Origin of the sequence: Salinicoccus roseus (assembly GCF_003814515.1) — a bacterium.
Lineage (GTDB): Bacteria > Bacillota > Bacilli > Staphylococcales > Salinicoccaceae > Salinicoccus > Salinicoccus roseus.
This window is the reverse complement of sequence record NZ_RKQJ01000004.1, coordinates 189542-214663: the sequence shown is the minus strand read 5'-3', so window position 1 is coordinate 214663 and position 25122 is coordinate 189542. Positions and strand designations below refer to the sequence as shown.

The 25122-nt window shown below is 48.5% G+C and carries 25 protein-coding genes; 12 read left to right on the top strand and 13 right to left on the bottom strand.

Going from position 1 to position 25122, the window contains the following annotated elements; translation table 11 throughout:
• Nucleotides 1-41: 41 nt before the first annotated feature.
• The 8 genes from EDC33_RS12110 to EDC33_RS12075 form a co-directional block, all read right to left on the bottom strand.
• Nucleotides 42-1973: a fructose-1,6-bisphosphatase gene (locus EDC33_RS12110; protein ID WP_124011431.1), complete on the bottom strand. Its 1932-nt coding sequence runs from the start codon at nt 1971-1973 to the stop codon at nt 42-44.
• Between the two features lie 168 nt (nt 1974-2141).
• A complete protein-coding gene (locus tag EDC33_RS12105) occupies nt 2142-2792 on the bottom strand; it encodes a class I SAM-dependent methyltransferase (RefSeq protein ID WP_170156422.1) in 651 nt (216 codons plus the stop codon).
• 94 nt (nt 2793-2886) lie between these two features.
• The gene (locus tag EDC33_RS12100) at nt 2887-3315 is read right to left on the bottom strand and encodes an Hsp20/alpha crystallin family protein (protein ID WP_094907120.1); all 429 of its coding nucleotides are present in this window, start codon (nt 3313-3315) and stop codon (nt 2887-2889) included.
• A gap of 118 nt (nt 3316-3433) precedes the next feature.
• A complete protein-coding gene (locus tag EDC33_RS12095) occupies nt 3434-4045 on the bottom strand; it encodes an FMN-binding negative transcriptional regulator (RefSeq protein WP_124011369.1) in 612 nt (203 codons plus the stop codon).
• Between the two features lie 21 nt (nt 4046-4066).
• Nucleotides 4067-4588 carry a spermidine/spermine N(1)-acetyltransferase gene (gene paiA, locus EDC33_RS12090; RefSeq protein WP_124011368.1) on the bottom strand — a complete coding sequence of 174 codons (522 nt, stop codon included), beginning with the start codon at nt 4586-4588 and terminating at the stop codon, nt 4067-4069.
• Nucleotides 4589-4663: 75 nt separating this feature from the next.
• Entirely contained in the window at nt 4664-5614 is a 951-nt protein-coding gene (locus tag EDC33_RS12085; protein ID WP_124011367.1) for a TDT family transporter, read from the bottom strand.
• 132 nt (nt 5615-5746) lie between these two features.
• On the bottom strand, nt 5747-6184 hold the full coding sequence (locus EDC33_RS12080; protein ID WP_124011366.1) for an antibiotic biosynthesis monooxygenase family protein: 438 nt from the start codon (nt 6182-6184) through the stop codon (nt 5747-5749).
• Between the two features lie 34 nt (nt 6185-6218).
• Entirely contained in the window at nt 6219-6407 is a 189-nt protein-coding gene (locus tag EDC33_RS12075; RefSeq protein WP_124011365.1) for a glycine zipper domain-containing protein, read from the bottom strand.
• A 152-nt stretch (nt 6408-6559) separates the two neighbouring features.
• Between EDC33_RS12075 and EDC33_RS12070 the strand changes: the two genes are divergently transcribed.
• The 3 genes from EDC33_RS12070 to EDC33_RS12060 all read left to right on the top strand — a co-directional run bounded on the left by EDC33_RS12070 (nt 6560) and on the right by EDC33_RS12060 (nt 8997).
• Nucleotides 6560-6886, top strand: a complete 327-nt coding sequence (locus EDC33_RS12070) for an antibiotic biosynthesis monooxygenase (RefSeq protein ID WP_124011364.1) — start codon at nt 6560-6562, stop codon at nt 6884-6886.
• 101 nt (nt 6887-6987) lie between these two features.
• Nucleotides 6988-7605, top strand: coding sequence for a LysE/ArgO family amino acid transporter (locus EDC33_RS12065; protein ID WP_124011363.1), 618 nt, complete (start codon nt 6988-6990; stop codon nt 7603-7605).
• 45 nt (nt 7606-7650) lie between these two features.
• Nucleotides 7651-8997 (top strand): MATE family efflux transporter, encoded by a 1347-nt coding sequence (locus EDC33_RS12060; RefSeq protein WP_124011362.1) that lies wholly within the window; start codon nt 7651-7653, stop codon nt 8995-8997.
• Nucleotides 8998-9052: 55 nt separating this feature from the next.
• Here the strand turns inward: EDC33_RS12060 and EDC33_RS12055 are convergent, their stop codons facing one another.
• Nucleotides 9053-9361 (bottom strand): TIGR04104 family putative zinc finger protein, encoded by a 309-nt coding sequence (locus tag EDC33_RS12055; RefSeq protein ID WP_124011361.1) that lies wholly within the window; start codon nt 9359-9361, stop codon nt 9053-9055.
• A gap of 177 nt (nt 9362-9538) precedes the next feature.
• Between EDC33_RS12055 and pflB the strand changes: the two genes are divergently transcribed.
• The 5 genes from pflB to nrdG all read left to right on the top strand — a co-directional run bounded on the left by pflB (nt 9539) and on the right by nrdG (nt 16154).
• Entirely contained in the window at nt 9539-11788 is a 2250-nt protein-coding gene (gene pflB / locus EDC33_RS12050) for a formate C-acetyltransferase (protein ID WP_124011360.1), read from the top strand.
• A gap of 28 nt (nt 11789-11816) precedes the next feature.
• Complete coding sequence (gene pflA, locus EDC33_RS12045; RefSeq protein WP_124011359.1) at nt 11817-12572, top strand: pyruvate formate-lyase-activating protein; 756 nt, start codon at nt 11817-11819, stop codon at nt 12570-12572.
• Between the two features lie 115 nt (nt 12573-12687).
• Complete coding sequence (locus tag EDC33_RS12040; protein ID WP_124011358.1) at nt 12688-13620, top strand: aldo/keto reductase; 933 nt, start codon at nt 12688-12690, stop codon at nt 13618-13620.
• Between the two features lie 162 nt (nt 13621-13782).
• A complete protein-coding gene (nrdD, locus tag EDC33_RS12035; RefSeq protein WP_124011357.1) occupies nt 13783-15627 on the top strand; it encodes an anaerobic ribonucleoside-triphosphate reductase in 1845 nt (614 codons plus the stop codon).
• Complete coding sequence (gene nrdG / locus EDC33_RS12030) at nt 15627-16154, top strand: anaerobic ribonucleoside-triphosphate reductase activating protein (protein ID WP_124011430.1); 528 nt, start codon at nt 15627-15629, stop codon at nt 16152-16154. The genes nrdD and nrdG overlap by 1 nt, the downstream gene beginning before the upstream one ends.
• A gap of 36 nt (nt 16155-16190) precedes the next feature.
• On the opposite strand, the gene EDC33_RS12025 is transcribed toward nrdG, so the two are convergent.
• Nucleotides 16191-17192, bottom strand: a complete 1002-nt coding sequence (locus EDC33_RS12025; RefSeq protein ID WP_124011356.1) for an NADP-dependent oxidoreductase — start codon at nt 17190-17192, stop codon at nt 16191-16193.
• A 178-nt stretch (nt 17193-17370) separates the two neighbouring features.
• On the opposite strand from EDC33_RS12025, the gene EDC33_RS12020 reads away from it, so the two are divergent.
• Complete coding sequence (locus EDC33_RS12020; RefSeq protein ID WP_124011355.1) at nt 17371-17973, top strand: class I SAM-dependent methyltransferase; 603 nt, start codon at nt 17371-17373, stop codon at nt 17971-17973.
• A 34-nt stretch (nt 17974-18007) separates the two neighbouring features.
• Here the strand turns inward: EDC33_RS12020 and EDC33_RS12015 are convergent, their stop codons facing one another.
• On the bottom strand, nt 18008-18547 hold the full coding sequence (locus EDC33_RS12015; protein ID WP_124011354.1) for a recombinase family protein: 540 nt from the start codon (nt 18545-18547) through the stop codon (nt 18008-18010).
• A 112-nt stretch (nt 18548-18659) separates the two neighbouring features.
• On the opposite strand from EDC33_RS12015, the gene EDC33_RS12010 reads away from it, so the two are divergent.
• The 3 genes from EDC33_RS12010 (at nt 18660) to EDC33_RS12000 (ending at nt 22474) form a co-directional block, all read left to right on the top strand.
• Entirely contained in the window at nt 18660-20111 is a 1452-nt protein-coding gene (locus EDC33_RS12010) for a SulP family inorganic anion transporter (RefSeq protein WP_124011353.1), read from the top strand.
• A gap of 12 nt (nt 20112-20123) precedes the next feature.
• A complete protein-coding gene (locus EDC33_RS12005; RefSeq protein WP_094907137.1) occupies nt 20124-20537 on the top strand; it encodes a universal stress protein in 414 nt (137 codons plus the stop codon).
• Between the two features lie 122 nt (nt 20538-20659).
• On the top strand, nt 20660-22474 hold the full coding sequence (locus EDC33_RS12000; protein WP_124011352.1) for a cation:proton antiporter: 1815 nt from the start codon (nt 20660-20662) through the stop codon (nt 22472-22474).
• A gap of 30 nt (nt 22475-22504) precedes the next feature.
• Here EDC33_RS12000 and EDC33_RS11995 read toward each other — a convergent pair whose 3' ends face one another.
• Nucleotides 22505-23617: a glycosyltransferase family 2 protein gene (locus tag EDC33_RS11995; protein ID WP_124011351.1), complete on the bottom strand. Its 1113-nt coding sequence runs from the start codon at nt 23615-23617 to the stop codon at nt 22505-22507.
• 1 nt (nt 23618) lies between these two features.
• On the bottom strand, nt 23619-25118 hold the full coding sequence (locus EDC33_RS11990) for a phytoene desaturase family protein (RefSeq protein WP_124011350.1): 1500 nt from the start codon (nt 25116-25118) through the stop codon (nt 23619-23621).
• Between the last annotated feature and the right edge of the window lie 4 nt (nt 25119-25122).

Below are 25122 nucleotides of genomic sequence, written 5' to 3'. Positions count from 1 at the left end.
GAGTCAGTTGTCACCTTATATGCTTACAAAATGTAATTTATTTAATTAATGTAACGATAGGACATCAGTGCCTGCAGCATTTCAATCTCTTCCTGCAGTCTGGCACCGATGTTGGTATCGCGTATCTTCTTTCTTTGAAGCTCCTCATCGACTATGCGGCGTACAGAGAGTGCGTCTGCACCATTCAACAGTACATTCTTCTTTGAATTGAAGTGCTGATGGGCAACAAGCTGCATGCCATATGAATTGTAGAGGAGTGTATAGCCTGCGATGCCAGTAGTCTTTTGATAGGCCTTGGAGAACCCGCCATCGATGACGATCATCTTGCCGTCTGCCTTGATCGGATTTTCACCGTCGATCTCCTTTACGGGGGTATGGCCATTGATGATATGACCCTGCTCAGGATCGAGGTCGAACTCTTCAAGCATCTTCCGGCATACGTTTACATCTTCCCTCAGATGATAATAAGGATTCTTCTCCTCCTTGTGGGAAGCCTTGTCCTTGATGAAGTAGCGTTCAAATGTAGTCATTGCGCGTTTGCCGAACAGGGAGGAGTGTTTACCGGTCCAAAGATACCAAACAAGATCTGTGGACAGGTCATCCGTAGATTCGATATCTTTGAAGGATTTGCGAAGATGTTCCTCGAACTGGTTCAGCAGCTCTCTTCCTTCATAGATATTGCCATCGATTTCCATCTGCTCCATATTCCCGTCTTCGTCTACAGGGATACATCCATGAATCAGCAGGTTGCCGTTATACTTCAAGTAGAGACTGCCTTTTTTCATCAGGAAATTCATATGGCGTTTCAGTTTTTCAGATTGCTGAAGGGAAAGCAGAAGCTTATCGATGACTTCCTCCTCCTCTTCAAGCAGTTTCACTGGATCTTGTGGATCGACAGTCGAGAAGCAGGTGTTCTCCAGTGGATAAGTTTCGCCGTAGACTGTGATTTCCTGCTTGTCATAATCGACTTTTTCCAAAACGAGCCGCTCTTCCATTTCGAAGTATGGCCGCCGTTTGATGATGGGACTCTCGAGTTTGAACTGGATGATGGCGATGGCCTGATGTATTTTTGTAATCTGGAGTTTCTCCTGCTCTGTAAGTGCCTTTTCGGAATGCTGTTTTGGGTGGAAGGCCGGATTGTCCCCATAGTATTTTTCTGCGAGGTTCAGAAGAGGACGCAGGTTGATTCCATAGGCATCTTCGATGATATCCAGGTTGTCATAGCGTGCACAGATTCTGAGGATATTCGCAAGGCATACCTTGGATCCCGCATAAGCTCCGATCCACAGCACATCATGATTCCCCCACTGGATATCAAGGGAATGATAGTCGATCAGAGTATCCATGATCTTGTCAGGTTCTGGTCCCCGGTCATAGATATCTCCCACTACATGGAGATGGTCGACGACTAGACGCTGTGTAGTATAGGAGAGGCCTATAATGAGCTTTTCAGCCTGGCCGAGTGTAATTATCTTGTCGACGATCTTCTCATAATATGGCTTTTTATTTGTATCCTCGTCGCTCTTATAGAGGAGTTCTTCGATGATGTACACAAACTGTTTCGGCAAAGCCTTTCTCAATTTCGAGCGTGTATATTTTGAAGAGGCGAATGATATCAGTTCGATCATATGATGGATCTTTATTTTATACCATTCGTTCAGTGCCTCTTTCGAACCCACCTGATTCTTGACCAGCTTCAATTTGTCCTCCGGGTAATATACGAGGGCTGCAAATTCGCTGATTTCGTCATCTGTCAGCCTATCTTTGAAAACATCACGGATTTTTACACGCACGTTCCCGGAGCCATTCCTCAATACGTGCTGAAAGGCCTGGAATTCCCCATGAAGGTCGCTGACGAAATGCTCAGTGCCCTTCGGTAGGTCCAATATGGACTCGAGGTTTATGATTTCCGTTACGACTTTTTCTTCACTATTGAATTTGTCCGACAGCAGATTAAGATATTTAGCTTCCATATCCCTTCCTGTGCCAACCGTACGGATCTTGGAATCGCTACCAAAAGTATTTACCATAAAACACACTCCTGTTCAGATATTACCCTCCATTATACTTTAATTTTGGAAGATTTGGCGCAGTCCATTCAGATTCATTATATTTACATTTATTTTCGTAGCTGATGTGCTTCATGAGTCCAACATGAACGTCGTATGTCGGACATTGTTTGTATGAATGATTTTCAATCCTGTCCTGTTGGCGATATAATGCATGGTTTTTGGCGTATAGAAAGAAATATGGGTGCGATCCCGCATGTAGTGCCAGTTGTTGAAGTGGTCTGTATCGTTGTGATGAAAGAGGGTCATGACAGCTAAAATTCCTTCAGGTTTCAAGAGCTCGGCAAACCGGTTGAAGTATTCAAGGGGGTCTTCCAGGTGTTCGACGACTTCAGTGACAGTAATCAAATCGTACTTTTTTCCTTCATAGATTCTTTCCGGGACATAGAACAGATCGTATATATCTATATGGAAATCATGGTTCTGGTCGAGTATTTGAGCAAGAACCGGGGCCGGACCGCTTCCGAAATCAAGACCATACACACTGCCATTAACATAGGGGAAGACTGCATCGTAGAGAAACACATATAAAAAATCGACATATCCCGGTTCATCTATTGAATTATTGTGGGAGTTGTAGATCTTGAATTCCTCCTCTTCAGAAAGGATGTTTTCTTCATCCTTGAAGACGTATTCACAGAAATGGCAGAAATGGTAGTCACCAAGTTTTTGATGACTGAAAAGGCTAGTGTCTGAGTGGCATAATTTGCATCCTTTGTTCATCACATCACCTCTTGATCTGTAAGTTTTCCTTATTATACCAATAAAAATAAGCATGAACCAAAAGGTTCATGCCTATTTTCTGATTATTTATCATTTAATTGATTTCAATGCGTTTCGAACTGTTGTCTCTATTTGTTTTTGGGAGTGTGATCTTCAACACCCCGTTGTTGAAGTCGGCTGAAATTCCGTCTTGTTGGATATTGTCGAAGGCAAACTGACGTTTGATGGTGCTGTAGCTGCGTTCACGATGAACGACGCGCCCCTGGTCATCCTTGGCTTCATTGTCGATGGATTGTTCTCCTGAAATCGAAAGTACCCCATTATTGTATTCAATATTAATGTTTTCCTTCTCGATGCCCGGAAGTTCGGCTTCAAGAACATAGGAGTGGTCATACTCGCGAATATCCGACTTCATGGTGCTTTCAGGAAATTGCGTAAAGAGCTGTCTGCCCACATCCCTGAATATATCGCTCGGATTCATATCAAAGAAGCTGTTGTTGAAAGGTTTCATTTCAAAAGCCATTTCACATCTCTCCCTTAATGATAATTTAGCAGAGTCCAGATTTTTTCCTGCCCTGCCAACTTTGCAATTACATTATAGCAATAAGGTCAATATTGGTCAAATAATAAATGTTCATTTTTCACTTTTTGTGCCTTTTCATCTCTTCGGCAATCTGATTGGCGTTCTGGTCATTCTTTCCAGACAAGTGTTCCACTACGCTGTCATAGTCTTTTCCATTCTTGTTCTGATTCATCTTGTAGGCTGCCTGGACTTCATCGACTTTTATTCTGAATCCGACGATGCCTTTCATCTGGGCTTTACTTTTCTCTGAAAGGTTGTCCCATGTCCTGCCCCTATCCCGATGTCCTTCGTAACGGTCCAGCAGGTGGATCAGATCATTCTCCAATTCGTCCTCTGACAGCAATGTTCCCCGACCATAGATATGGACGGATTGATAATTCCATGTCGATACCTCCTCCTTTTCATACCAGGAAGCTGAAACATAGGCATGGGGCCCCTGGAATATGAGCAGTATATCGGCGTTATCGTCAATGGTCTTCCATTGGGGATTGCCCTTTGCGAGGTGTCCGGTAATGACATGTCCATCACCCTCCCGCCTCATTTCCATGGGAATGTGAGTGGCCATTGGCCGGCCGTCATCATTCGATATGATTGTGCCGAATGGATGGTTTCTGACAAAGTCTTCGATTTCGGCCAGATCAGTGACTTCATAGTACTTTGGTATATACATCAGAGCACCCCTTTTTCGAATTTATGATATGAGCGGCTTCACCATAATAATGTCAGTCTGCTCTTCGTCCCCCATGTAGAAGGAATGGCTGCCGTGCTCGGAGAAACCCAGCTTTTTGTAGAAGGCGATGGCTTTATTGTTCTTCTCCCATACACCCAGCCATATTTTCGAGGCCTGCATTTCATCGGCGATATCCATGGCCTTATCGAATAGGACGCGGCCAAGACCCTGGCTTTGGAAATCCTTCAGTATGTAGATCCGTTCGATTTCCAGAGACTCACTTCCCATCTCTTCAGTCTGGGCGTCTGCGATGTTTACTTTCAAGTACCCAGCGGGCTCCTCCCCTGCATATATGAAGAAGAACTGGGAGTTCTCTTCGGAAAGTTCATTTTTGATTTTTTCTTCAGTGAACGCTTGTGTAAGATAGGCCTCCATGTTCTCCGGTTTATTCTGTGCCCTGAACGTTTCGTCAAATGTGATGCGGCTGATCTCCTGCAGCTGTTTCCATTCATTTTCCGTGCATCTTGTAATCGTCATTTTCATCCTTTTCACTCCAATGATAGAATATTCTCATTAGTAGTTTACCATGCCAGGGGTGTGTCTCCCCGCCCAGCGCTTCTAGTTATATGACTTCCCGTTGTCTGCATAGCATTGCACGATGAAAATCGAATAGCGGATCAGTACATAGGTGACGATGATGACAGCCAGTGCCAGTTCGATGGTGGAAAGGAATCCGAGTATGCTGTTCAGCAGGCTGCTGCCATCCGTCATCTGCAGTGTATAGACGATTGCCGTAGCAGAAATGACGACTGGAAATGTCAGGGCGGCATAGCTTGGGTGGAACCTGAAACGCATAATCCTGGGGAGCATCATGACAATCAGGAAATATACTGCCTGGGACAGGATGAGCAGCAAATAGACGAACATTTCAGAAGGATGTTCCATGACGGAGATGTAGCCGGTCAGGCATAACGAACCCGGTGCCGCGACGATGGCAACGAGTGGCAATGTGGTACGCGTAATACGCTGTTTTATCAGCTGTAAGATGACGAGCGGCAGCAGGATGAGGTAGAACGTGAGAGCAATCCAGATCACAATTTGGCCGAATTCCACTCCGAAGTTGCTTGAAGTGGTTGGTATGACGCCGATGCCGACAAAAGTGACGAACCAGCCGGGATTGATATATTCGGACTTCAACCTGTTCGGCGCGACGAAGGTAAGGGTGAAGAAAGCCATCAGTCCAAAGTGGAGAATGATGGCAAGCCACCATACAACGAATATAAGTGGAGCATTTACAGTAAAATGGCCGAGGGTATTGCAGAGGACCATGAGTGACATGGGGAATGTCGGTGATATGGCTGCCACGACTGGATTATCGAGTGTTTTCAGGGTGTCTTTGCCCGTAACGGTAATCTTCATGAAGAACAGTAGCATCAGCAGTATGCCGATGCCTGTGAACGCCCATCCGATGGCAGTGCGCTGGATGGAGAAGAAGAGATGGCCGAGCGATACGAGACCGAGTATCAGTCCGCAGATCGATACAGGTATCTGGTTTAGGAAACGTTTCATGATAGGACACTTCTTTTCTGTTGATGGGAAATTTGTTATCAGCAAAATGATTATAATAAACAAGTCTACATAAGTAGGCCTATGCTTTCAATATGAAAAAGCAGTGATGGGCTGCATCACTGCTTGGTATTCCTATATATCTTCCAGTTGGAACCTTACGTTGAAAGACTGTTCCCGGTCGACAACTTCGCGATCGAGCCCGGATTTCGTCCCCCTCTTCCTGTGTGTCTCCCCATACTGTTTTGACTCTTGCCAGCCACGGAATGCCCCTTCATCCTCCCACAAGGTCAGAATGACGTAATAGGGACCCGATGATGCCTTCATTACACGAATGGCCTTGAAGCCATCGACTGTCGACAAATTGGACTGGCGATTCAGGAAGCGTGCTTCAAAGGGCGCTTCCATGCCGTCGTTGACATAGATGTTATTCAGTACACAGTATCCCCTGTTCTCCAGTTTCCCACTGCTTTCAATGACAGTATAGTGGGTCTCCTCAGACCCATGCTGGACTGCTGCCTTTTCTTCTTCTAGAATGATTTCATACTTTCCTTCTGCATCTTTAAGGATCATGCTGCCACCTCTGTATTCTCATTAGTTTTTTGTACTATTTCTTCCTGTGGTTCATGTTCGAAAGTACTGCTCCGAGGACTACACCAAATGCACTGCCAAAAGCGACGCCCATCGCAATTTCATCCATCGCAACACCAACGGCCGTCCCAATGCCTGCACCGAATGCAATGCCGACTCCTACGTAGGATGCATTCTTGTTTTCTTCTTTCGGCTTTTTATCCATGAAAATCATCCCCTTTGATTTCAGATATAAAGCGTAGCATTCATCCTGATCATACCATACTTCAATAAAAGTTTATTCTGTAAGCGCCCCGGGCATCCATGATATATTTGATGGGAAGAGATGGTTCAAATCACAAGGAGGTCTATAATCTTATGATCAAAGCAGTGAATGAGATACGTGTCAAAAAGGGAAGGGTGGATGAAGTGGCACCCAGGTTCTCGACGGCCAAATCGGTCCATACTTTCGATGGGTTCATCCTCATGGAAGTATTGATAAAGGAGAATACGGGTGAATATGATGTCATCGAAGTATGTACGACATGGGAAGACCATGCGAGCTTCGATGCCTGGAGGGAAAGCCGTGCGACGAAGAAAGCGCATGCCTCCGGCGGATCTGAAGAAAAATCGGAAGACAACCCGATTCTTGGCGCTGAACTTTCCATCTATGAAGTGTTCGTCCAGCATCATCCGGAAAAGTAGGTAGAGATTGAAATATGGTCATGAGAGCCATTCCACGATATAATGGAATGGCTTTTTTCAATTTCCTGGGCAATAATAATCAGAAATGAAGGAGAATGGATATGACTGCTGCACTGCTTCATGGCATTATACTGGCATTCGGACTGATACTCCCCCTCGGGGCACAGAACGTATTTGTCTTCAATCAGGGTGCATCCCAGCCGAGACTGCGGGGAGCGATTCCCGTCATCATTACTGCAGGGTTGTGTGATACGCTGCTGATCCTGCTTGCTGTACTGGGCGTTTCGGTCATCGTCCTGACAATGCCGGTCCTGCAGACGGTCATCTTCTCTCTTGGCATCATCTTCCTGCTGTATATGGGATGGTCGATCTGGAAGAGCGATCCGGCGAGCCTCAGTCAGAAGGAGGCGGCGATGTCCATGCAGAAGCAGATCCTGTTCGCCATGTCCGTTTCACTGCTCAATCCACATGCCATCATAGATACAATTGGCGTCATCGGTACAAGCTCACTCAGTTATGAAGGACTGGAGAAGATGGCTTTCACCACAGCCTGCATCGTCATTTCCTGGATGTGGTTCATCGGGCTTGCTGTAGTGGGAAGGACGGTGGGAAACTTCGATACAAAGGGTGTCTTCTTGAATGCCCTCAATAAGATTTCTGCAGTCATTATATGGGGTGTGGCGTTATATTTGGCGATACAACTGTATAATGGCATATAAACGATACATCAAATACTTATCATCATATAAACAGAAGGTGTAATAATGGCACATAACCAGCAGGATTTCACACGTGGACCGATACTCAAGTCGCTGATCATATTTTCAGGACCGATCATGCTGACGAACCTGCTGCAGACTTCCTTCCAGATTGTGGACAGCCTCTGGGTTGGGAACATACTTGGAGCATCGGCACTCGGGGCGGTCGCTGTTGCAACGACGATACTGATTACGGTCCTGTCATTCATATTGGGGCTCAATAATGCGGCCCTCACCATACTCTCGCAGCAGTACGGCAAAAAGAATGAAGCGGGATTCAGGTCCTATCTCAATGCATTCATCGTTACGATGACGAGCATGGCACTTGTATTCGGAGTTCTCGGGTTCATCTTTGCGGAACAGCTGCTGCTGTTGATCGGGACACCGGAAGAATTGCTTGGGCAGGCGAGAGTCTATCTGCAGATCAGCTTCCTGAGCATGTTCTTCCTTTTTGCATACAACTTCATGAATACAGTCCTCAGGGCGGTCGGCGACAGCAAGACACCGCTTCGGGTCGTATTTGTCGCCGTCATACTGAATGCGGCGCTGGCTCCTGTGTTCCTGATTGGATTCGGCATGGGCATCGAGGGTGCTGCACTATCGACAGTCGCCTCGCAGGGCATCGCTTTCCTCTACAGTGTCTACTACTCGGTGAAGCACAACCTGATTCCTTTCACAAAGCCAAAGCTGCCTTCCAGTAAGGAAGTCCGCCTGATCTTCAATCTTGGTGTTCCTGCCGGGCTGCAGATGGCCGTCATCCATGCGGGTGTCGCCGCCATCCTCAGTGTGGTCACCCAGTTCGGCGGCCAGACGGTTGCGGGCTTCAGTGCCGCCCAGCGGCTCGACAGCCTGATCATGCTGCCTGCAATGGCACTCGGTACCGCAGTGAACAGCATGGCCGGGCAGAACATCGGCATCAACGATTGGATGCGGGTCAGGCAGATTGCGAAAAATGCCGCCCTCTACAACTTTGGCCTCATGGTCGCAGTCGCAGTCTTCGTCATCATCTTCGCGGAGTTCGGCATGCGCCTTTTCATAGAGGATGAGGAAGCGGTGCAGTTCGGGGCCCGGTATTTGCGTATCGTCGCGCTCTGCTATCCATTCCTTGGACTGAACTTCGTCCTCAATGGCATCGTGCGTGCCTCCGGAGCGATGTATCAGGTGCTTGCCCTGAACATCATCTCTTTCTGGGTATTGCGGTATCCTTTGACTGCCATGTTCGCCTCCCAGTTTGGAGAAGTGGGCATCGGTATCGGCATGGGGATGAGTTTCATCATCAGCAGTGGAATTGCATTCGCCTACTACAATTTCGGCGACTGGAGGCATAAGCAGCTGTTTGGAGAAAGTGGATAGTATTCATTGATATATTGAAAGCTGCCTGGAAGGCGGCTTTTTTGTTTCCCCAAGTCTATACATTCCAAAAATCCCCATCATCCTTATCGGTGAGTTCAAAGGTGTGGATCTGCAAAAACAGTCCGGCAGCGAGTGTAATGGTGAAAATGGCCAGAAAGATACTCCAGGACGCATTAAAGAAGCCGGGCAGGAAAAATAGCAGGATCATGAGAAAGGTGATCACGCTGCTTTTCTTCCTGTAGCGCCAGGTCAGGTACTGCGCTTCCCCGCATTGGGGGCACGGCATCCCCCTATCAAATGAGAAGGACTTCCTCAACTTTTCCTTGAATGTCCATCGTGTGCCGCAATTTGTGCATCGTGTCATAACGAGGCCTCCTGTGTATTTGGATTAATTGTCTCATATTTACAGAAAAACATACAAATGGATAAATTATCATCGACGCAGAATTGACACATCTTTCTCCAATTTATATGTGAATTAATTCACGTTAGTGATATACTTTACTTGTGATATATTGAACAATCATTTGGAGGGATGTTCATGTTAAAGGAAAAGGTTCAAAGAACAGATGCGTGGGAAGGCTTCAGGTCAGGACGCTGGAACAGGAAAGTGGATGTCAGGGAATTCATCCAGCTGAACTATACATTGTATGAAGGAACGGATGAATTTCTGTCAGGCCCGACGGAGGCGACGGAACGCCTATGGAAGCAGGTGATGGAATTGTCCAAAGAAGAACGTGAACGTGGCGGCATGTGGGATATGGATACGAAGACCGTATCGACGATCACTTCCCATGATGCGGGTTACCTGGATGAGAAGCTGGAAACGATTGTAGGGGTGCAGACGGATGCCCCGTTCAAACGCTCCATGCAGCCATTCGGCGGTATCCGAATGGCGAAGGCGGCATGCGAGGCTTATGGCTATGAGCTCGACAAGGAGACGGAGAGCATATTCACCGACTACCGCAAGACGCATAACCAGGGTGTATTCGATGCCTATTCGAAGGAGATGCTGGCATGCCGCAAGGCGGGCATCATTACAGGACTGCCTGATGCATACGGCCGCGGACGCATCATCGGCGATTACCGGAGAGTGGCGCTTTATGGCATAGATTTCCTCATGAAGGAGAAGAAGGATGAATTCGACAGCATGACGACCGTCATGACGGAAGATGTCATCCGTCTGCGTGAGGAGATGTCGGAACAGTATCGTGCACTGGGTGAATTGAAAGCACTCGGCGAAATATATGGCTTCGACCTCAGCCGTCCGGCACAAGATTTCAGGGAAGCGGTCCAGTGGACATATCTTGCCTATCTTGCAGCGGTCAAAGAACAGAACGGTGCTGCGATGAGTCTGGGCCGTACGTCGACTTTCCTCGACATCTACGCAGAACGCGATCTTGCAGCGGGTGTTGCGACTGAAGAAGAGGTGCAGGAGATCATCGATCACTTCATCATGAAGCTCCGTCTTGTAAAGTTCGCCCGTACACCGGACTATAACGAGCTGTTCTCGGGAGATCCGACATGGGTGACGGAATCCATCGGCGGCGTCGGCATCGACGGCCGGGCACTTGTGACGAAGAACTCATTCCGTTTCCTGCATTCACTCGACAATCTTGGACCGGCACCGGAGCCGAACCTCACAGTACTGTGGTCGGAACAGCTGCCGGCGAACTTCAAGACCTATTGTGCAAGAATGAGCATCAAGACAAGCTCCATCCAATATGAGAATGATGATCTGATGCGGGAGAGCTATGGTGATGACTACGGCATCGCATGCTGTGTGTCCGCAATGAGGATCGGGAAGCAGATGCAGTTCTTCGGCGCCCGTGCGAACCTGGCCAAGACGCTGCTCTACGCGATCAATGGCGGAAGGGATGAAAAATCCGGTGTCCAGGTCGCTCCTGGATTCTCGCCTGTCACTTCTGAAGTGCTTGATTATGGTGAAGTGGATAGGAAATTCGACGAAATGATGGAATGGCTCGCCGGAGTCTACATCAATTCCCTGAATGTCATCCACTACATGCACGATAAGTACAGCTACGAAAGGATTGAGATGGCGCTGCATGATACGGATGTCCACCGTACGATGGCGACAGGCATCGCAGGATTGTCGGTCGTTGCCGATTCACTGTCCGCCATCAAGTACGCTACAGTGAAACCCATCCGCAATGCAGAAGGTATCGCTGTCGATTTTGAAGTTGAAGGCGACTATCCAAAATACGGCAACAATGACGCACGGGTCGACGACATCGCCATCGAACTTGTGGAACGCTTCATGACGAAGCTGAGAAAGCATAGGACATACCGCGACTCGGAGCACACCATGAGTGTCCTCACCATCACTTCAAACGTCGTCTACGGCAAGAAGACCGGCAATACACCGGATGGACGAAAAGCCGGTGAACCTTTTGCACCGGGTGCGAACCCGATGCATGGACGAGATCAGAAAGGGGCGCTCGCTTCCCTCTCATCCGTCGCCAAACTGCCGTACGACAGCTGCAGGGACGGCATCTCAAACACATTCAGCATCGTACCGAAATCCCTCAGCAAGGAAGAGCGGATACAGGAGCTGAATCTGGTCGGCATCCTTGATGGCTACGCCATGCAGCACGGCCACCACCTGAACATTAATGTGTTCAACAGGGAGACGCTGATCGATGCCATGGATCACCCTGAAGAATATCCGCAGCTGACCATCCGGGTATCCGGATATGCCGTGAACTTCATCAAACTGACACGCGAGCAGCAGCTCGATGTCATCGCACGTACATTCCACGAAAGAATGTAGAAATCATTAAAAGAGGCAGGGGTTTATTATGATTAAAGGGAATCTTCATTCTGTAGAAAGTCTCGGCACGCTCGACGGACCTGGTCTGCGCTACGTATTGTTTACACAGGGCTGTGTGCTCAGGTGCCTGTTCTGCCACAATCCCGATACTTGGAAGACACGGGGCGCCGCAAGAGTGGTGACGGCAGAAGAGATGGTTGAAGAGATCAGACCCTATATCCCCTACTTCAAAGCTTCAGGCGGGGGCGTTACCGTAAGTGGCGGGGAACCGCTTCTCCAGCTGCCTTTCCTGACCGAACTGTTCAAGTTGCTGAAGGCTGAAGGCATCCATACATGCATCGATACTTCTGCGGGATGCGCAAATGATTCGGAAACTTTCATGGAAGGCATGGAGGAGCTCCTCAAATACACGGACCTCATCCTCCTCGACTTGAAGCATATAGACAATGAAAAGCATATCCGCCTGACGAAGCGGCCGAATACTCATATACTCAAATTTGCAGAAATGCTGGCGGCGCATCATCAGCCTGTCTGGATCAGGCATGTCCTCGTTCCAGGTCTGACGGATGATGCGGAGGATCTCGTCAACCTCGGCAGATTCATCAATTCACTGGATAATGTCGAGAAGTTCGAAATCCTCCCCTATCATCAACTCGGTGTCCACAAATGGCAGGCACTCGGTGTGCCCTATGAATTGAATGATGTAGACCCTCCAAGTGATGCAGATGTCGAGGCGGCCTACCGGCTTGTGGACTTCAAGGGACTGACACCCGTAACAGCATAATATGATTCCGAAAGCCGGCGCCCAGTGTGCCGGCTTTTTTTGAGCACTAGATTTGAATAAGACATACCCGATGACTATGATTGGAGTGAAGCCTCATGAAAAGGAGTTTTTGAAAATGACACAGCATGTTGAACTTGGAAAGTCCGGAATCAAAGTGTACCCGATTGCGCTTGGTGCCAATGCAGTCGGTGGGCACAACCTGTATAAGAACCTCGATGAAGAGAAAGGCCGCCATGTGGTGAGGGATGCCATCGATGCCGGTGTCAATCTGATTGATACAGCCTATATGTATGGGCCGAAACGTTCCGAGGAGCTGATTGGCGAGGTATTGAAGGAATACAGGCGCGGAGATGTCGTGGTTGCGACAAAGGCCGCCCATCGGGTGGATGAAGATGGCAATACGATCCTCGACAATTCTCCCGAGTTCCTCAAGCAGGCGGTGAATGAAGCACTAGAGCGTCTGCAGACGGACTATATCGATCTCTTCTATATCCATTATCCGGATGAGGAGACGCCAAAGGATGAAGCAATCCAGGCCCTTGCGGAATTGAAGGAAGCGGGCAAGATCCGCGCCATCGGTGTATCCAACTTCTCCTTTGAACAGCTGAAGGAAGCTGATAAGGACGGTCATGTGGATGTCTATCAGGGCCAGTACAACCTGCTCGACCGTTCCGCTGAGGAAGATCTGCTGAAATATACGGCAGAGCATCAGATTACCTTCATTCCGTACTTCCCGCTGGCTGCAGGGCTCCTCGCAGGCAAATATGACGAGAATACGAAGTTCGAGGATCTCCGGGCGAACCTGCCTTTCTATAAGGAAGACCAGTTCAGGGAAAACTTGAAGAAAGTCGATCAGCTCAAGGGAATTGCGGCTGAAAAAGGGGAAGAAGTCGCCCATATCGTCCTGGCCTTCTATTTGACCCGGCCTTCTGTCGATGTCCTCATCCCGGGGGCCAAGAATGGTGAACAGATCAGGTCAAACGCCAAAGCTGCGGAAGTCGAACTGACACAGTCGGAGATCGAGAAGATAGACAGGATATTCTCCTGATAGGAATACGCCTCCCAGATGGGAAGGCGTATTTTTAATATTTCAATAATCATTCATATCTTTTTGTCGGAAATTAGACAATGCATTCCAAATAATTAAACAAACCATATATTGTGTTAGTTTTCTAGTTGAAGCACAATATATAGCGTTTGGAGTGGTCATATGTATACATTGGATAAAGATATTGTACAGCTGCTGGAATTCGATCCATCGATTGTGCATGAGAACGCAAACAAGGACAGCAGGACGTTCAACACGTTCAGGGACCTCACCGCCGGAGTTGTGGCCAAATCATTTGCACTGGAGCGGATGCTGCCGGAACATGTCGCAAAAGCACACGCTGAAGGCGATATACATTTTCATGACCTTGACTATCACCCCTTCCAGCCGATGACAAACTGCTGCCTGATCGATATCCGTGGAATGCTCGCGAAGGGTTTCCAGATGGGCAATGCGAAAGTGGTCTCCCCGAAATCGATACAGACGGCAACAGCACAGATTGTGCAGATCATCGCGAATGTTTCCAGCAGCCAATATGGGGGGTGTACGGTCGATCGCATTGATGAGGTATTGAGCGCATATGCACAGAAGAACGAAGCGCATCATCGTGCTGTAGCGCAGGAATACGTGCAGGAGGACAAGATTGAAGCATATGTGGAAGCGCGTGTGAAGAAGGACATAAAAGATGCCATACAAAGTCTTGAGTATGAGATCAATACCCTCTACACGTCAAATGGGCAGACGCCTTTCGTCACAATCGGTTTCGGCCTTGGTACCGACAAATACAGCAGGTATATCCAGCGTGCGATACTCAATACGCGTATCGAAGGCATCGGTGATCAGAAGTTCACAGCGATCTTCCCGAAATTGGTCTTCTCCATCCGGAAGGGTGTCAACTTCTTTCCGGAGGATCCGAATTACGACATCAAACAGCTGGCCCTGGAATGCTCTGCGAAACGGATGTATCCGGATATCCTGAACTATGACAGGACTGTGGAGCTGCTCGGTGATTTCAAGGCACCGATGGGCTGCCGTTCATTCCTCCCGAGCTGGCAGGATGCGTCCGGCGCCTTCATCAACAGTGGACGCGCAAACCTGGGTGTCGTCACGCTCAATGTACCGCGGATAGCAATCGAATCAGGGGGAGACAAGAAAGCTTTCTGGGAGATTTTCCATGAGAAGATGTGGCTGATGCATGATGCACTTCTGAGCAGGGTCGAACGCCTCAAATCGGTAGTCAGCGACAACGCCCCGATCCTCTATAAGAGCGGCGCCTTCGGTATCCGGCTTGAACCCGGCGAAGATGTGATGGATGTGTTCACCAGGGAGCGCTGCACGCTGTCCATGGGCTACATCGGCCTTTACGAAGCGGCGACGGTATTCCATGGTCCGGATTGGGAAAAGAATCCCAAGGCCAAGGCGTTCACTATGGATATCCTGAAGGAGATGAAGCAGTATCAGTTCGATTGGACTGACGACTATGACATATTCTTCAGCGTGTATGGCACACCCAGCGAGTCGCTGACCGACCGCTTCTGCCGCCTGGACCAGAAAAGATTCGGTGATATCGAGCATATAACGGACAAGGGGTATTATCAGAACTCATTCCACTATGATGTCAGAAAGGACATCACTCCGTTTGAAAAGATCGATTTCGAAAAGGACTACCCTGAAATTGCGAGTGGCGGCTTCATCCACTACTGCGAGTATCCGAAGATGACACATAATCTCAAAGCGCTGGAGGCGGTATGGGATTATTCCTACGACAGAGTGGGTTACCTCGGGACCAATACACCGATTGACCACTGCTATGAATGCCACTATGACGGTGACTTCGAAACGACGGAAAATGGGTTCAGATGTCCGAACTGCGGCAACCAGGATCCTGAAACCGTGGATGTCGTCAAACGCACATGCGGCTATCTCGGCAATCCTGTAAACCGACCGACGATTGAGGGGCGGCACAAGGAAATCAAGGCCCGCGTCAAGCATATGAGTGATTCATGATGCAGGCCTTGCAGATCTATGAAGGACAATATCATATTGCCAAAGTGGAACCACGCAGCTTCGTCGATGGTGAGGGGGTGCGATGCAGCATTTACCTTTCAGGCTGCCCCTTTAAATGCCCCGGATGCTATAATCTGCACGCCCAGAAGTTCACGTATGGAGAACTGTGTACGGACGGCGCCATTGAAGACATCCTTTCATACTGCGAAGCGGACTATATCGAAGGGCTCAGCATCCTGGGCGGCGAGCCCTTCTGCAATATGGCACTTGCGACTGAAATCATCAGCCGGTTCCGTGCCCGTTTCGCGAGGACGAAGTCCATCTGGGTATGGAGCGGTTTCATGTTCGAATATCTGGTGAATGACACCAGACGGCATCTGATACTTAAAGAGGTGGATGTACTGGTCGACGGCCCTTTCGTAGACCGGCTCTACCGGCCGAACATCCCTTTTCGCGGGTCGCTCAATCAAAGGGTCATCGATGTCCCCCGCTCTTTGGAAAGTGGGACAGTGATTGATTATATGTAAAACAACAGAAGACGCACCGAAGGTGCGTCTTCTTGTCTATTCTTCTATTTTTACAACCTGTTTACCCAGATTCCTGCCTTCGAAGAGATTCCTGAAAGCACCTGGAATATTCTCGAATCCTTCTTCCACAGTTACTTCTGTATGAATCCTGCCTTCCTGTACCCACTCGGCAAGCTGTCTGCCTGCAGACTCGAAGTCATCTGCGTAATTGCCGACGATGAAGCCCTGCATCAACGCCTGCGTCTTGACGAGGATCGATTGGATGCGCGGTCCGATATCATCTTCCCTGTTGTTGTAACTGGAAATGGTACCACATACCGGCACACGTGCGAATGTGTTCAGATGCTGGAGCACGACATCTGAAACTTCTCCCCCCACATTCTCAAAGTAGACGTCAACCCCATCAGGTACTGCAGCTTCAAATGCCCCAGCAAAATCATCCGCCTTATAATCAACTCCGGCATCGAAACCGAGTGTTTCAGTCAGATAGGTGACCTTCTCTTCTCCGCCGGCAATGCCGACGACCCTTGCACCTTTTATTTTGGCAATCTGTCCAACAACTGAACCAACAGCACCGGAAGCGGCGGAAACAACGACCGTCTCCCCCTCTTTAGGCTGACCGATTTTCAACAGGCCATGATAGGCTGTCTGGCCGGTCATGCCGAGTGTACTCAAGTAGAGGTGGAGCGGCACATCAGAGTTCTGGATCTTTGATATATTGTCTGTTGTAACGGTGATATAACGTTGCCATGGCAGTATGCCGACGACGTGGTCCCCTTCTGTGAATGCATCATTCTTCGATTCCATTATTTTACCGACCACATGCCCATGAAGGGGCTGGTCGAGCTCGAAGGGGGCAACATACGACTTGGCATCGGACATGCGCCCCCGCATATAAGGGTCGACGGATATATACAATGGTTTGATCAGTACTTCCCCATTGGATGGCTCCCTCACATCGATATCTTCGAACCTGAATACATCATCACCGGGTACACCTTCCGGCCGTTTAGCGAGAACAATCTGTTCATTCTTCATATTGATATTCCTCCAATTGAAATACTTTCACGGTTAATATTCTAGAGGTCCGGGGATATGTATTCAAAGATATTGATTCCCCCTTCCCTTTTGGTCTATACTGCTTTCAATTATTATGAAGGGCTCGGGGCCGATAAGGATTGACGAGGGAACAGAAAAAGAGAGGGGAAGAACGCATATGAATCATTGGGATGAGAAGTTCGACGATGCGGAATACATCTATGGGAAGGAAGCGAATGAATGGGTAAAGTCGGTGTTTGATAGAAGAGGTCACGGAAAAGTTGCCATGCTCGCCGAAGGTGAGGGACGTAATGGTGTATATATGGCGAAACTTGGATATGATGTCACTGCCTATGACTACTCACGGGTGGGTCTAGATAAAACCCGGAGATTGGCACAGGAGGCGGGAGTGGCTGTTGGCACAAGTCTTGTGGATATTACGGAACCTTATGCACTTCCACGCGGTGAGTATGATATCAGCATCAATGTATTCGGGCACGTTCCAACGGACGGAAAAGAGGAAATGATCAGAAACATGGTACAGACGGTAAAGCCGGGTGGAGACATCGTTTTTGAACTGTATTCAAAGAGGCAGATAGAGTTCCAGACAGGTGGGCCAAAGGACATCCATATGCTTTATGATGTGGGAGATCTGAAGCAGGAGCTTGAAAAGCACGGTGTGGAGGTCCTGTCACTCAAGGAAGCGATTGTCCTTCGCAATGAAGGAAGGATGCATCAGGGGAAGAGTGCAGTGATTCAGGGGCATATAAAAAAAGAATAGAAGACGGACAATGTGTCCGTCTTCTATTCTTCCACTACAGGTCGAGGTGGCGGTAGAGTGTCGCCCGGCTGATATTCGTCTCTTTTTTGATTTCATCAAGCGTATATTCTTTTGACATGTACATCTCTATCGCTTTTTTGATGTTTTCATCGCTGCGTTTCGGGCGGCCGAGCTGCTTGCCTTTGGATGAGGCTTCACTCATACCGAGACGGGTTCTGAACTTGACGATGTCACTCTGGAATTCGGAAATGAGATTGAGCGATGTGCTGAAAGTGAGTGGCGTTTTCGTATCGATGGTGAGGTTCTTGTTCAGTATAATGATACTGGCCTTTTTATCCACCGCTTCATTGACCAGGTCGACAAGCTGTTTTGTGGAATCCGCCAATATGAAAAGATCTGTCACATAAAGGGTGTCTCCGGCCTTCATTGACGACAGCAGAGCATCGAGCTGTGTCCGTTTTTTATTATTATTGTGGTCTTCTAGGTACAGTTGGTCGGCATGTTCTGCCAGCTTCTGCTCCTGCGCGTCCATGGAGTCGATGAGTTCCACTGGCCGTGCATATCCATAGTTCATATTACACACTCCTAGATTTCAACTATATCACTCATAATTTCAAAAAGGGGTATACATTTGAAACTGCAGTGATTATAATAGGCTCTATGATTATAAAATAGGAGCGTAAAAAATGATAGAGACTTTTAAGAAAGAATGGCTCACTGATCCAAAAACGAATATTCTGGCCGGTATTGTAGTGGCGCTTGCCCTCATTCCTGAAGCGATCGCCTTCTCGATCATTGCCGGGGTCGATCCGATGGTCGGACTGTATGCTTCATTCATCATCGCAGTATCCATCTCGATCCTGGGTGGCCGCCCAGCCATGATATCTGCTGCAACAGGTGCAATCGCCCTGCTGGTTACTCCCCTCGTCAGAGAATACGGGGTCGAGTATCTGTTGGCGGCAACTTTGCTCATGGGCCTGATCCAGTTGATCCTCGGAATACTTAAGATTGGAAAACTGATGAAGTTCATACCGAAATCGGTGATGCTCGGCTTCGTCAATGCACTGGCCATCATGATCTTCATGTCACAGATCGAACACATCTTTGGGATTTCAATTTCCACTTACCTCTATGTAGGCGTGACACTGCTCATCGTCTATGTTGTCCCGCGTTTCTTTACAGCGGTACCGGCACCACTCATCGCCATTGTCGTGCTGACGGCGCTATATCTGTACATGGGTGCCGATGTCAGGACTGTAGGAGACCTTGGGGCCATCGAGCGTTCACTCCCAAGTTTCATCATTCCAGATGTTCCGTACACATTGGAAACACTCCGGATCATCCTGCCATTCTCGATTTCAATGGCAATCGTTGGTCTGGTGGAAAGTCTGCTTACCGCGAAGATCGTCGATGATGCCACAGACTCCTACAGCAGCAAGAACCGTGAATCCCGTGGTCAGGGCATATCCAACATCATCGCCGGCTTCTTCGGCGGCATGGGAGGATGTGCAATGATCGGCCAGTCCATCATCAACGTAAGGTCTGGTGCAACGACACGTTTGTCCACCTTTACTGCGGGGATGGTGCTGATCTTCCTCATCATCGTCCTTGGCGACCTCGTCGTTCAGGTGCCGATGCCGATTCTGGCAGGCATCATGGTCATGGTGTCGATTGGAACGTTCGATTGGGGTTCATTCAAGTATATGACGAGAGCCCCGAGGACGGATGTCGTCGTCATGGTCGTGACCGTTTCAATCGTGCTGATGACACACAACCTGGCCATCGGTGTGGTCGCCGGGGTCATACTCAGTGCCCTCTTCTTTGCGACGAAGATTTCCAATGTTGAAGTGGAGAAGACTGAGTCGGGGAATGAAGTGAACTACCGCATCGATGGTCAGGTCTTCTTCGCCTCTGTAGACACGATGATGAACCAGATCGATCTCGATGATGAGCACAGGATGATTGAACTCGATTTTACAAATGCACATATCTGGGATGACTCTGGTGTCGATGCGATCGATACGATGATCACCAAAATGAGGCGGAAGGATAATCAGGTATACATTAGAAACTTGAATAAGGACAGCCGTAAAATCATCAACGAACTCAGTATGATTAATAAAGAAGAACTGGTATAGGGAGGGTCAATGATGTACAAATCAATATTACTCGCTGCAGATGGCTCCGAGAACAGCTTCAGGGCAGCACAGGAAATCAGGAAGTTCTACAATGAAGGGGCAACAGTCACGATCTTGAATGTAATCGGATATTCGGATTCCAAATCTGATGTGCTGCACGGCTCCAACAGCAAGAGCCTGGAGCGTGAGCGTCTGGAGAAAATTTCGGATATAACAAACTTTTTCGAAGAAAACGGCATCAATTATGAGACGGCATTCGAACATGGAGAACCGAAGGAAGCAGTAGTGAAAGTCGCAAACTCCGGGGATTACGATGTAGTCCTACTTGGCACAAGAGGACTGAACAGTCTCCAGGAGATGGTGCTTGGAAGCGTCAGCCACAAAGTGGCAAAACGTGCGAATATTCCTGTTATGATTGTAAAATAGAAATAATAGGGTAAAGAACAGATACAAAATCCTCTACAGGCTTTGTATCTGTCTTTTTTTACGCTTTTGCTGTACTTTTACATTAGATGATATTTTGCTCAACAGGAGAAAGGGTGAGTGCAATGAATATAGAAGTGCCATTAATGCTGCTGATCGTATTGTTCATCGGTCTCGGCATACTGAGCCAGTGGGTGGCGGCAATGATCAAATGGCCGGCGATTGTGGTCATGTCCATCGCAGGACTGCTCGTCGGTCCAATATTCCAGCTGGTCAATCCGGAGCAGATGATGGGCAGCGAACTCTTCAGTACAATCGTATCGCTCGCGGTTGCCATCATCTTGTTTGAAGGCAGCAGCAACCTGGATTACCGGGAGCTTCCTGGTGTTTCCAAGGCGATTGCGAGGATCATCACCATTGGTGCTGTTCTGGCCTGGGTGATGGGCGCACTGGCCATGTACTTCATATTGGACTTGCCATTATCCATTTCATTTGTACTCGGTGGACTGTTCATTGTGACAGGACCGACTGTCATCCAGCCATTGCTCAAGCAAGCGAAGGTGAAGAACTCCGTAAACTCCATATTGAAATGGGAAAGCATCATTCTAGACCCTGTGGGTCCATTATTCGCCCTTTTTGCTTTTTATGTTTTCCAGATGATAGATCAAGGATTCGGGCTGGGATATTTCATGGAGTATATCCTCGGATTTGCGGTGGCCTTCGTCCTTGGCTTTGGTGCATCCTATCTTTTCAGATGGCTGATAAAATGGGATTTCGTCCCACAGAACCTGATGGCCCCGGTCCAATTCGTCTTCATACTGCTCATCTTCAGCCTCAGTGATGCAGTGCTTCATGAATCCGGACTGCTCGCTGTCACGATATTCGGGCTTGTGATGGCAAGACTCAAAAATCATAGTCTGATCTACAAGGAATCGGATCATTTCATTGATGAGATGACACTCATACTGGTTTCCACAGTCTTCATACTGATCACTTCGTCATTGACCAGGGAAGTGCTCAATGAAGTCATCAGCTGGCAGCTGGTCATCTTCTGTATTGTCATGATCCTCATAATACGCCCGGCATACATCCTTCTATCGACAATAAACTCAGGGATTGCCTTCAAGGAGCGTGCATTCGTTTCTCTTGTAGCGCCGAGGGGCATCGTTGCCCTGGCAGTGGCGGAGTTCTTTGCGGGACTTTTCATCGCCCAGGAGGTCGAGATGGCAGATCATATTGTGCCGGTGACATTTGGATTCGTCTTTGTAACAGTGGTCATCTATGGCTTCAGCTTCAAACCGTTGAGCAAATTCCTCAAACTTTCAAGTACAGAAGCTCCAGGCGTCATCATCATCGGGGAAAACAGATTTTCTCTTGAACTCGCAGAACATCTGCAGGATCATGAGATTCCTGTACTCATATCGGATCTTCTCAATTCCAATCCAAAACGGGCAAAGGAACGCGGGTTGGAGACGTTTGATGGTAACCTGCTCTCTGAAGATGAGCGCATACAGACAGACCTGACACCATATAATCAGTGCCTGCTGACAACGCGGTCATATACTTTCAACCACCTGGCCTTCAATGAAATGTCACAGGAATTCGGGCTCAAGAATGTAAAGATGTTCCCATACCCGATCGACAGTGACAAGAAGAGACGTCGTGTTGAACCTGAGATCAAGCACCATATACTATTTGACGAAAACTACACATACTACTGGTTCAACCTGTTCATAGACGATCATGAAATTACTGAAGTAGATGCTTCCGAATCGGATTCCATTACGGATGATGATGTCGTCCTCTATCATATAGACGGAAACAAAAATGTCAGCTTCAAAACGATCACCGAAGATCTGAACTACAGTACTGAAGGTGTCATCGGCATTCTTAAGGGAGCGCATAGTTTTAAAGAGAAGAAGAAAAATGGAGAGTCCTAGGACTCTCCATTTATTATTTCCCGGGGAATATCATTTCCGCTTTTTCAAATCGATCTTCCGGTCCTTCCACTCCACTTTCTTCGTTATACGAGTCTGTATGAAAGACCGTGCATATACATGGAAAAAGAAGAGTGAATACAAGGGATAGAGAATGTGGCTGTACCATGGGAGGCGTATCACCTTTCTTGCCATCCACATGAACTGCAGTGCATAGAATATATAGAATGCAGAAGGCAGGAGGAGGGTCTCGATATGCCATATGGCTGTAGTCACCAGATAGATAGGCGCAATGATTGTTCCACTGAGCCACAGCATGATCAGAGCCATAACTGAAGCTTCGGTATTTTCGGCGCCCGAGGCAATATGCTTCTGCCACCCTTTGACCACGGAGTGCAGCCCTTCCGGGTACATTCTGAACTGCAATACGCCGTGCCCCATGTAGAGGGTGATCGGCAGATCCACATCATGGTACCCCCTGTAGATGCCCATGCCCTCTATCAGTGTTTCCTTTGCATTCATATGGCCGCCAGTGAACGCGTAGTCTCTTCTGTTTGTCATGAGGAAGGGGCCAAACACCGTACTGGTCTGCATCCTTTCACCAAAAGCCGAGAAGATGTTCATTCCTGTGATGGTGACGATATTGAAGATTGCCGAAAACGTTTCGTAGAACCGTACCGTCTGATGGAACGGCTGTATCGACAGGACCCCCCTATCCTCCTGCAGCTGGTATTGCCTTCTGATGCGGGCAAGTGAATCGGCATCGGTAAATGCAGTATCCGCATCCATGAAGATGAGGATCCCATATCGGGCATGGCTGGCCGCATGGTGGCAGGCATGACTCTTGCCCCGCCATTCATCCTCCGGCACATCGATCACTGTTGCACCGGATGCTTCGCCTACTCTGCGTGTGCCATCCGTAGATCCATCGTCTGCGATGATGACTTCCCAATTTTTATACGTCTGCATATGGATGCTGTCGAGCAGCGCCGGGAGGTTGTGGGCTTCATTCCGGGCGGGGATGATGATGCTGATATTTTCTTCAGTCGAGCGGCTGCTGCCGATGAAACGGGGGTTTCTATAGATGAGGAAGCCGGAGATGAGGCATGCTGTAAGGAGAAGAATCCAGATGAGATGCCAAATCATGTTATCTGCCGCGTCTTTCTTTTTCTGAAATCATCGCCCCGACCTGCTGGCCGCTTAATGTGACCATCGGCATGCCGCCTCCAGGATTCACCGTTCCGCCGACGAAATAAAGGTTATCAATATGTTTTGACTGCTTCGGATGCTTGAATCCCTTGTTCTTTCTTCGGTCGGAGACCGTCCCGTAGATTGCCCCGTGATCTGAAAAATAGAGGGATTCGATATCGTGGGGTGTGAGCATATACTCTGAAACGATATGATCACGTAGGCCCTCGAGCCCCATCTTCTCCAGTTTTTCAAGTACGATCTCCCTGAATGCAAGATAGTCGGCCTTGGTGTATTCCTTTTTCTGGAGCGGAGGGATATGGGGAAGTATTTTCAGGTTTTCATGCCCGGCCGGTGCCTGTTCGGCATCGGTCTTATTTGTGTTGACGAGATATATGGTCGGGTCCGTCGGCAGAACCTTTTTCTCGAACACTTCCCTATAGTTCTTCCTGGAGTCCGCCGAGAAGAAGAAGTTGTGGTGACCAAGCTGTGGATAGGTCCGGTCTATGCCAAGGTGGAGTACAAGTCCTGAACTTGCCGGCTCAAATTTATCCTCCAGTTTCGCCATATTACGCGGAGGTTGATCCAGCACATGGCGATAGAACGGCAATACTTCCATATTGGAGATGATGTAATCGGCACTTCTCCTGCTGCCATCTGCGAGCACGATATGTTGGATATGTCCGCTCCCATCGGTTACGGCGGTCCTGATCGATTGTCCGGTATGTATATCTACGCCGATATCTCGCGCCAGCCGGGCAATCCCTTCGGCAAGTCTGTGCAGGCCGCCTTTGACATACCATACGCCCTGTTCATGCTGCATGTGTGCCATCATATTGAGGACAGCTGGTGCACGATAGGCGCTTGAACCGACATACTTGATGAAATAACCGAGCATATCGCGCATATGAGGATGACTGACATGCCTGTTGATGCCCTGCTGCATGCTGGAGAAATAATCAAAGCCGCGGAGAGCCGTGAGCGCTCCGTGGAAACGGATGATGGAGCGGATATCGTCAAAGCCTTTTTCGAAGTATCCGGGCAGGGTCAGACGATCGATCTTACCGGCATAGGCGAGAAAATCACTGTACTCTGCAATATCTTCATTGGTGAGTTGGGGATTTTCCTGTGCCATCCTTTCAAGATCCGAATAGAGATCGATGTGGGTGCCATCTGTGAAAAATGACCGCCACTGCAGTGGGACTTCACTGATTTCGACATAGTCCCCCATACTTTTTCCGCTTCCTGAAAAAAGACGCTCGAAAATATAGGGCATGGTAAGGAGCGATGGGCCCAAGTCAAATCCGAATCCATCCTGTTCATGGCGGTTCAGCTTGCCGCCGAGGTGATCATTCTTTTCGTAGAGCGACACATCGAACCCCTTCTGCTTCAATGTGATTGCTGCGGACAGGCCGCCAAGCCCTCCACCGATGACTAGCGCTGTTTTATTTTCAGACATGCTG

What these genes read in the sequence shown, in the direction of transcription:
- EDC33_RS12070 (WP_124011364.1), top strand. Translation starts at nt 6,560, where the DNA reads ATGATCAAAGCAGTGAATGAGATACGTGTCAAAAAGGGAAGGGTGGAT.
- pflB (WP_124011360.1), top strand. Translation starts at nt 9,539, where the DNA reads ATGTTAAAGGAAAAGGTTCAAAGAACAGATGCGTGGGAAGGCTTCAGG.
- EDC33_RS11995 (WP_124011351.1), bottom strand. Translation starts at nt 23,617, where the DNA reads ATGATTTGGCATCTCATCTGGATTCTTCTCCTTACAGCATGCCTCATC.
- EDC33_RS12105 (WP_170156422.1), bottom strand. Translation starts at nt 2,792, where the DNA reads ATGAACAAAGGATGCAAATTATGCCACTCAGACACTAGCCTTTTCAGT.
- EDC33_RS12110 (WP_124011431.1), bottom strand. Translation starts at nt 1,973, where the DNA reads ATGGAAGCTAAATATCTTAATCTGCTGTCGGACAAATTCAATAGTGAA.
- EDC33_RS12015 (WP_124011354.1), bottom strand. Translation starts at nt 18,547, where the DNA reads ATGAACTATGGATATGCACGGCCAGTGGAACTCATCGACTCCATGGAC.
- EDC33_RS12060 (WP_124011362.1), top strand. Translation starts at nt 7,651, where the DNA reads ATGGCACATAACCAGCAGGATTTCACACGTGGACCGATACTCAAGTCG.
- nrdD (WP_124011357.1), top strand. Translation starts at nt 13,783, where the DNA reads ATGTATACATTGGATAAAGATATTGTACAGCTGCTGGAATTCGATCCA.
- EDC33_RS12080 (WP_124011366.1), bottom strand. Translation starts at nt 6,184, where the DNA reads ATGATCCTTAAAGATGCAGAAGGAAAGTATGAAATCATTCTAGAAGAA.
- EDC33_RS12075 (WP_124011365.1), bottom strand. Translation starts at nt 6,407, where the DNA reads ATGGATAAAAAGCCGAAAGAAGAAAACAAGAATGCATCCTACGTAGGA.
- paiA (WP_124011368.1), bottom strand. Translation starts at nt 4,588, where the DNA reads ATGAAAATGACGATTACAAGATGCACGGAAAATGAATGGAAACAGCTG.
- nrdG (WP_124011430.1), top strand. Translation starts at nt 15,627, where the DNA reads ATGCAGGCCTTGCAGATCTATGAAGGACAATATCATATTGCCAAAGTG.
- EDC33_RS12055 (WP_124011361.1), bottom strand. Translation starts at nt 9,361, where the DNA reads ATGACACGATGCACAAATTGCGGCACACGATGGACATTCAAGGAAAAG.
- EDC33_RS12020 (WP_124011355.1), top strand. Translation starts at nt 17,371, where the DNA reads ATGAATCATTGGGATGAGAAGTTCGACGATGCGGAATACATCTATGGG.
- EDC33_RS11990 (WP_124011350.1), bottom strand. Translation starts at nt 25,118, where the DNA reads ATGTCTGAAAATAAAACAGCGCTAGTCATCGGTGGAGGGCTTGGCGGC.
- EDC33_RS12025 (WP_124011356.1), bottom strand. Translation starts at nt 17,192, where the DNA reads ATGAAGAATGAACAGATTGTTCTCGCTAAACGGCCGGAAGGTGTACCC.
- EDC33_RS12000 (WP_124011352.1), top strand. Translation starts at nt 20,660, where the DNA reads ATGAATATAGAAGTGCCATTAATGCTGCTGATCGTATTGTTCATCGGT.
- EDC33_RS12005 (WP_094907137.1), top strand. Translation starts at nt 20,124, where the DNA reads ATGTACAAATCAATATTACTCGCTGCAGATGGCTCCGAGAACAGCTTC.
- pflA (WP_124011359.1), top strand. Translation starts at nt 11,817, where the DNA reads ATGATTAAAGGGAATCTTCATTCTGTAGAAAGTCTCGGCACGCTCGAC.
- EDC33_RS12085 (WP_124011367.1), bottom strand. Translation starts at nt 5,614, where the DNA reads ATGAAACGTTTCCTAAACCAGATACCTGTATCGATCTGCGGACTGATA.
- EDC33_RS12010 (WP_124011353.1), top strand. Translation starts at nt 18,660, where the DNA reads ATGATAGAGACTTTTAAGAAAGAATGGCTCACTGATCCAAAAACGAAT.
- EDC33_RS12100 (WP_094907120.1), bottom strand. Translation starts at nt 3,315, where the DNA reads ATGGCTTTTGAAATGAAACCTTTCAACAACAGCTTCTTTGATATGAAT.
- EDC33_RS12095 (WP_124011369.1), bottom strand. Translation starts at nt 4,045, where the DNA reads ATGTATATACCAAAGTACTATGAAGTCACTGATCTGGCCGAAATCGAA.
- EDC33_RS12040 (WP_124011358.1), top strand. Translation starts at nt 12,688, where the DNA reads ATGACACAGCATGTTGAACTTGGAAAGTCCGGAATCAAAGTGTACCCG.
- EDC33_RS12065 (WP_124011363.1), top strand. Translation starts at nt 6,988, where the DNA reads ATGACTGCTGCACTGCTTCATGGCATTATACTGGCATTCGGACTGATA.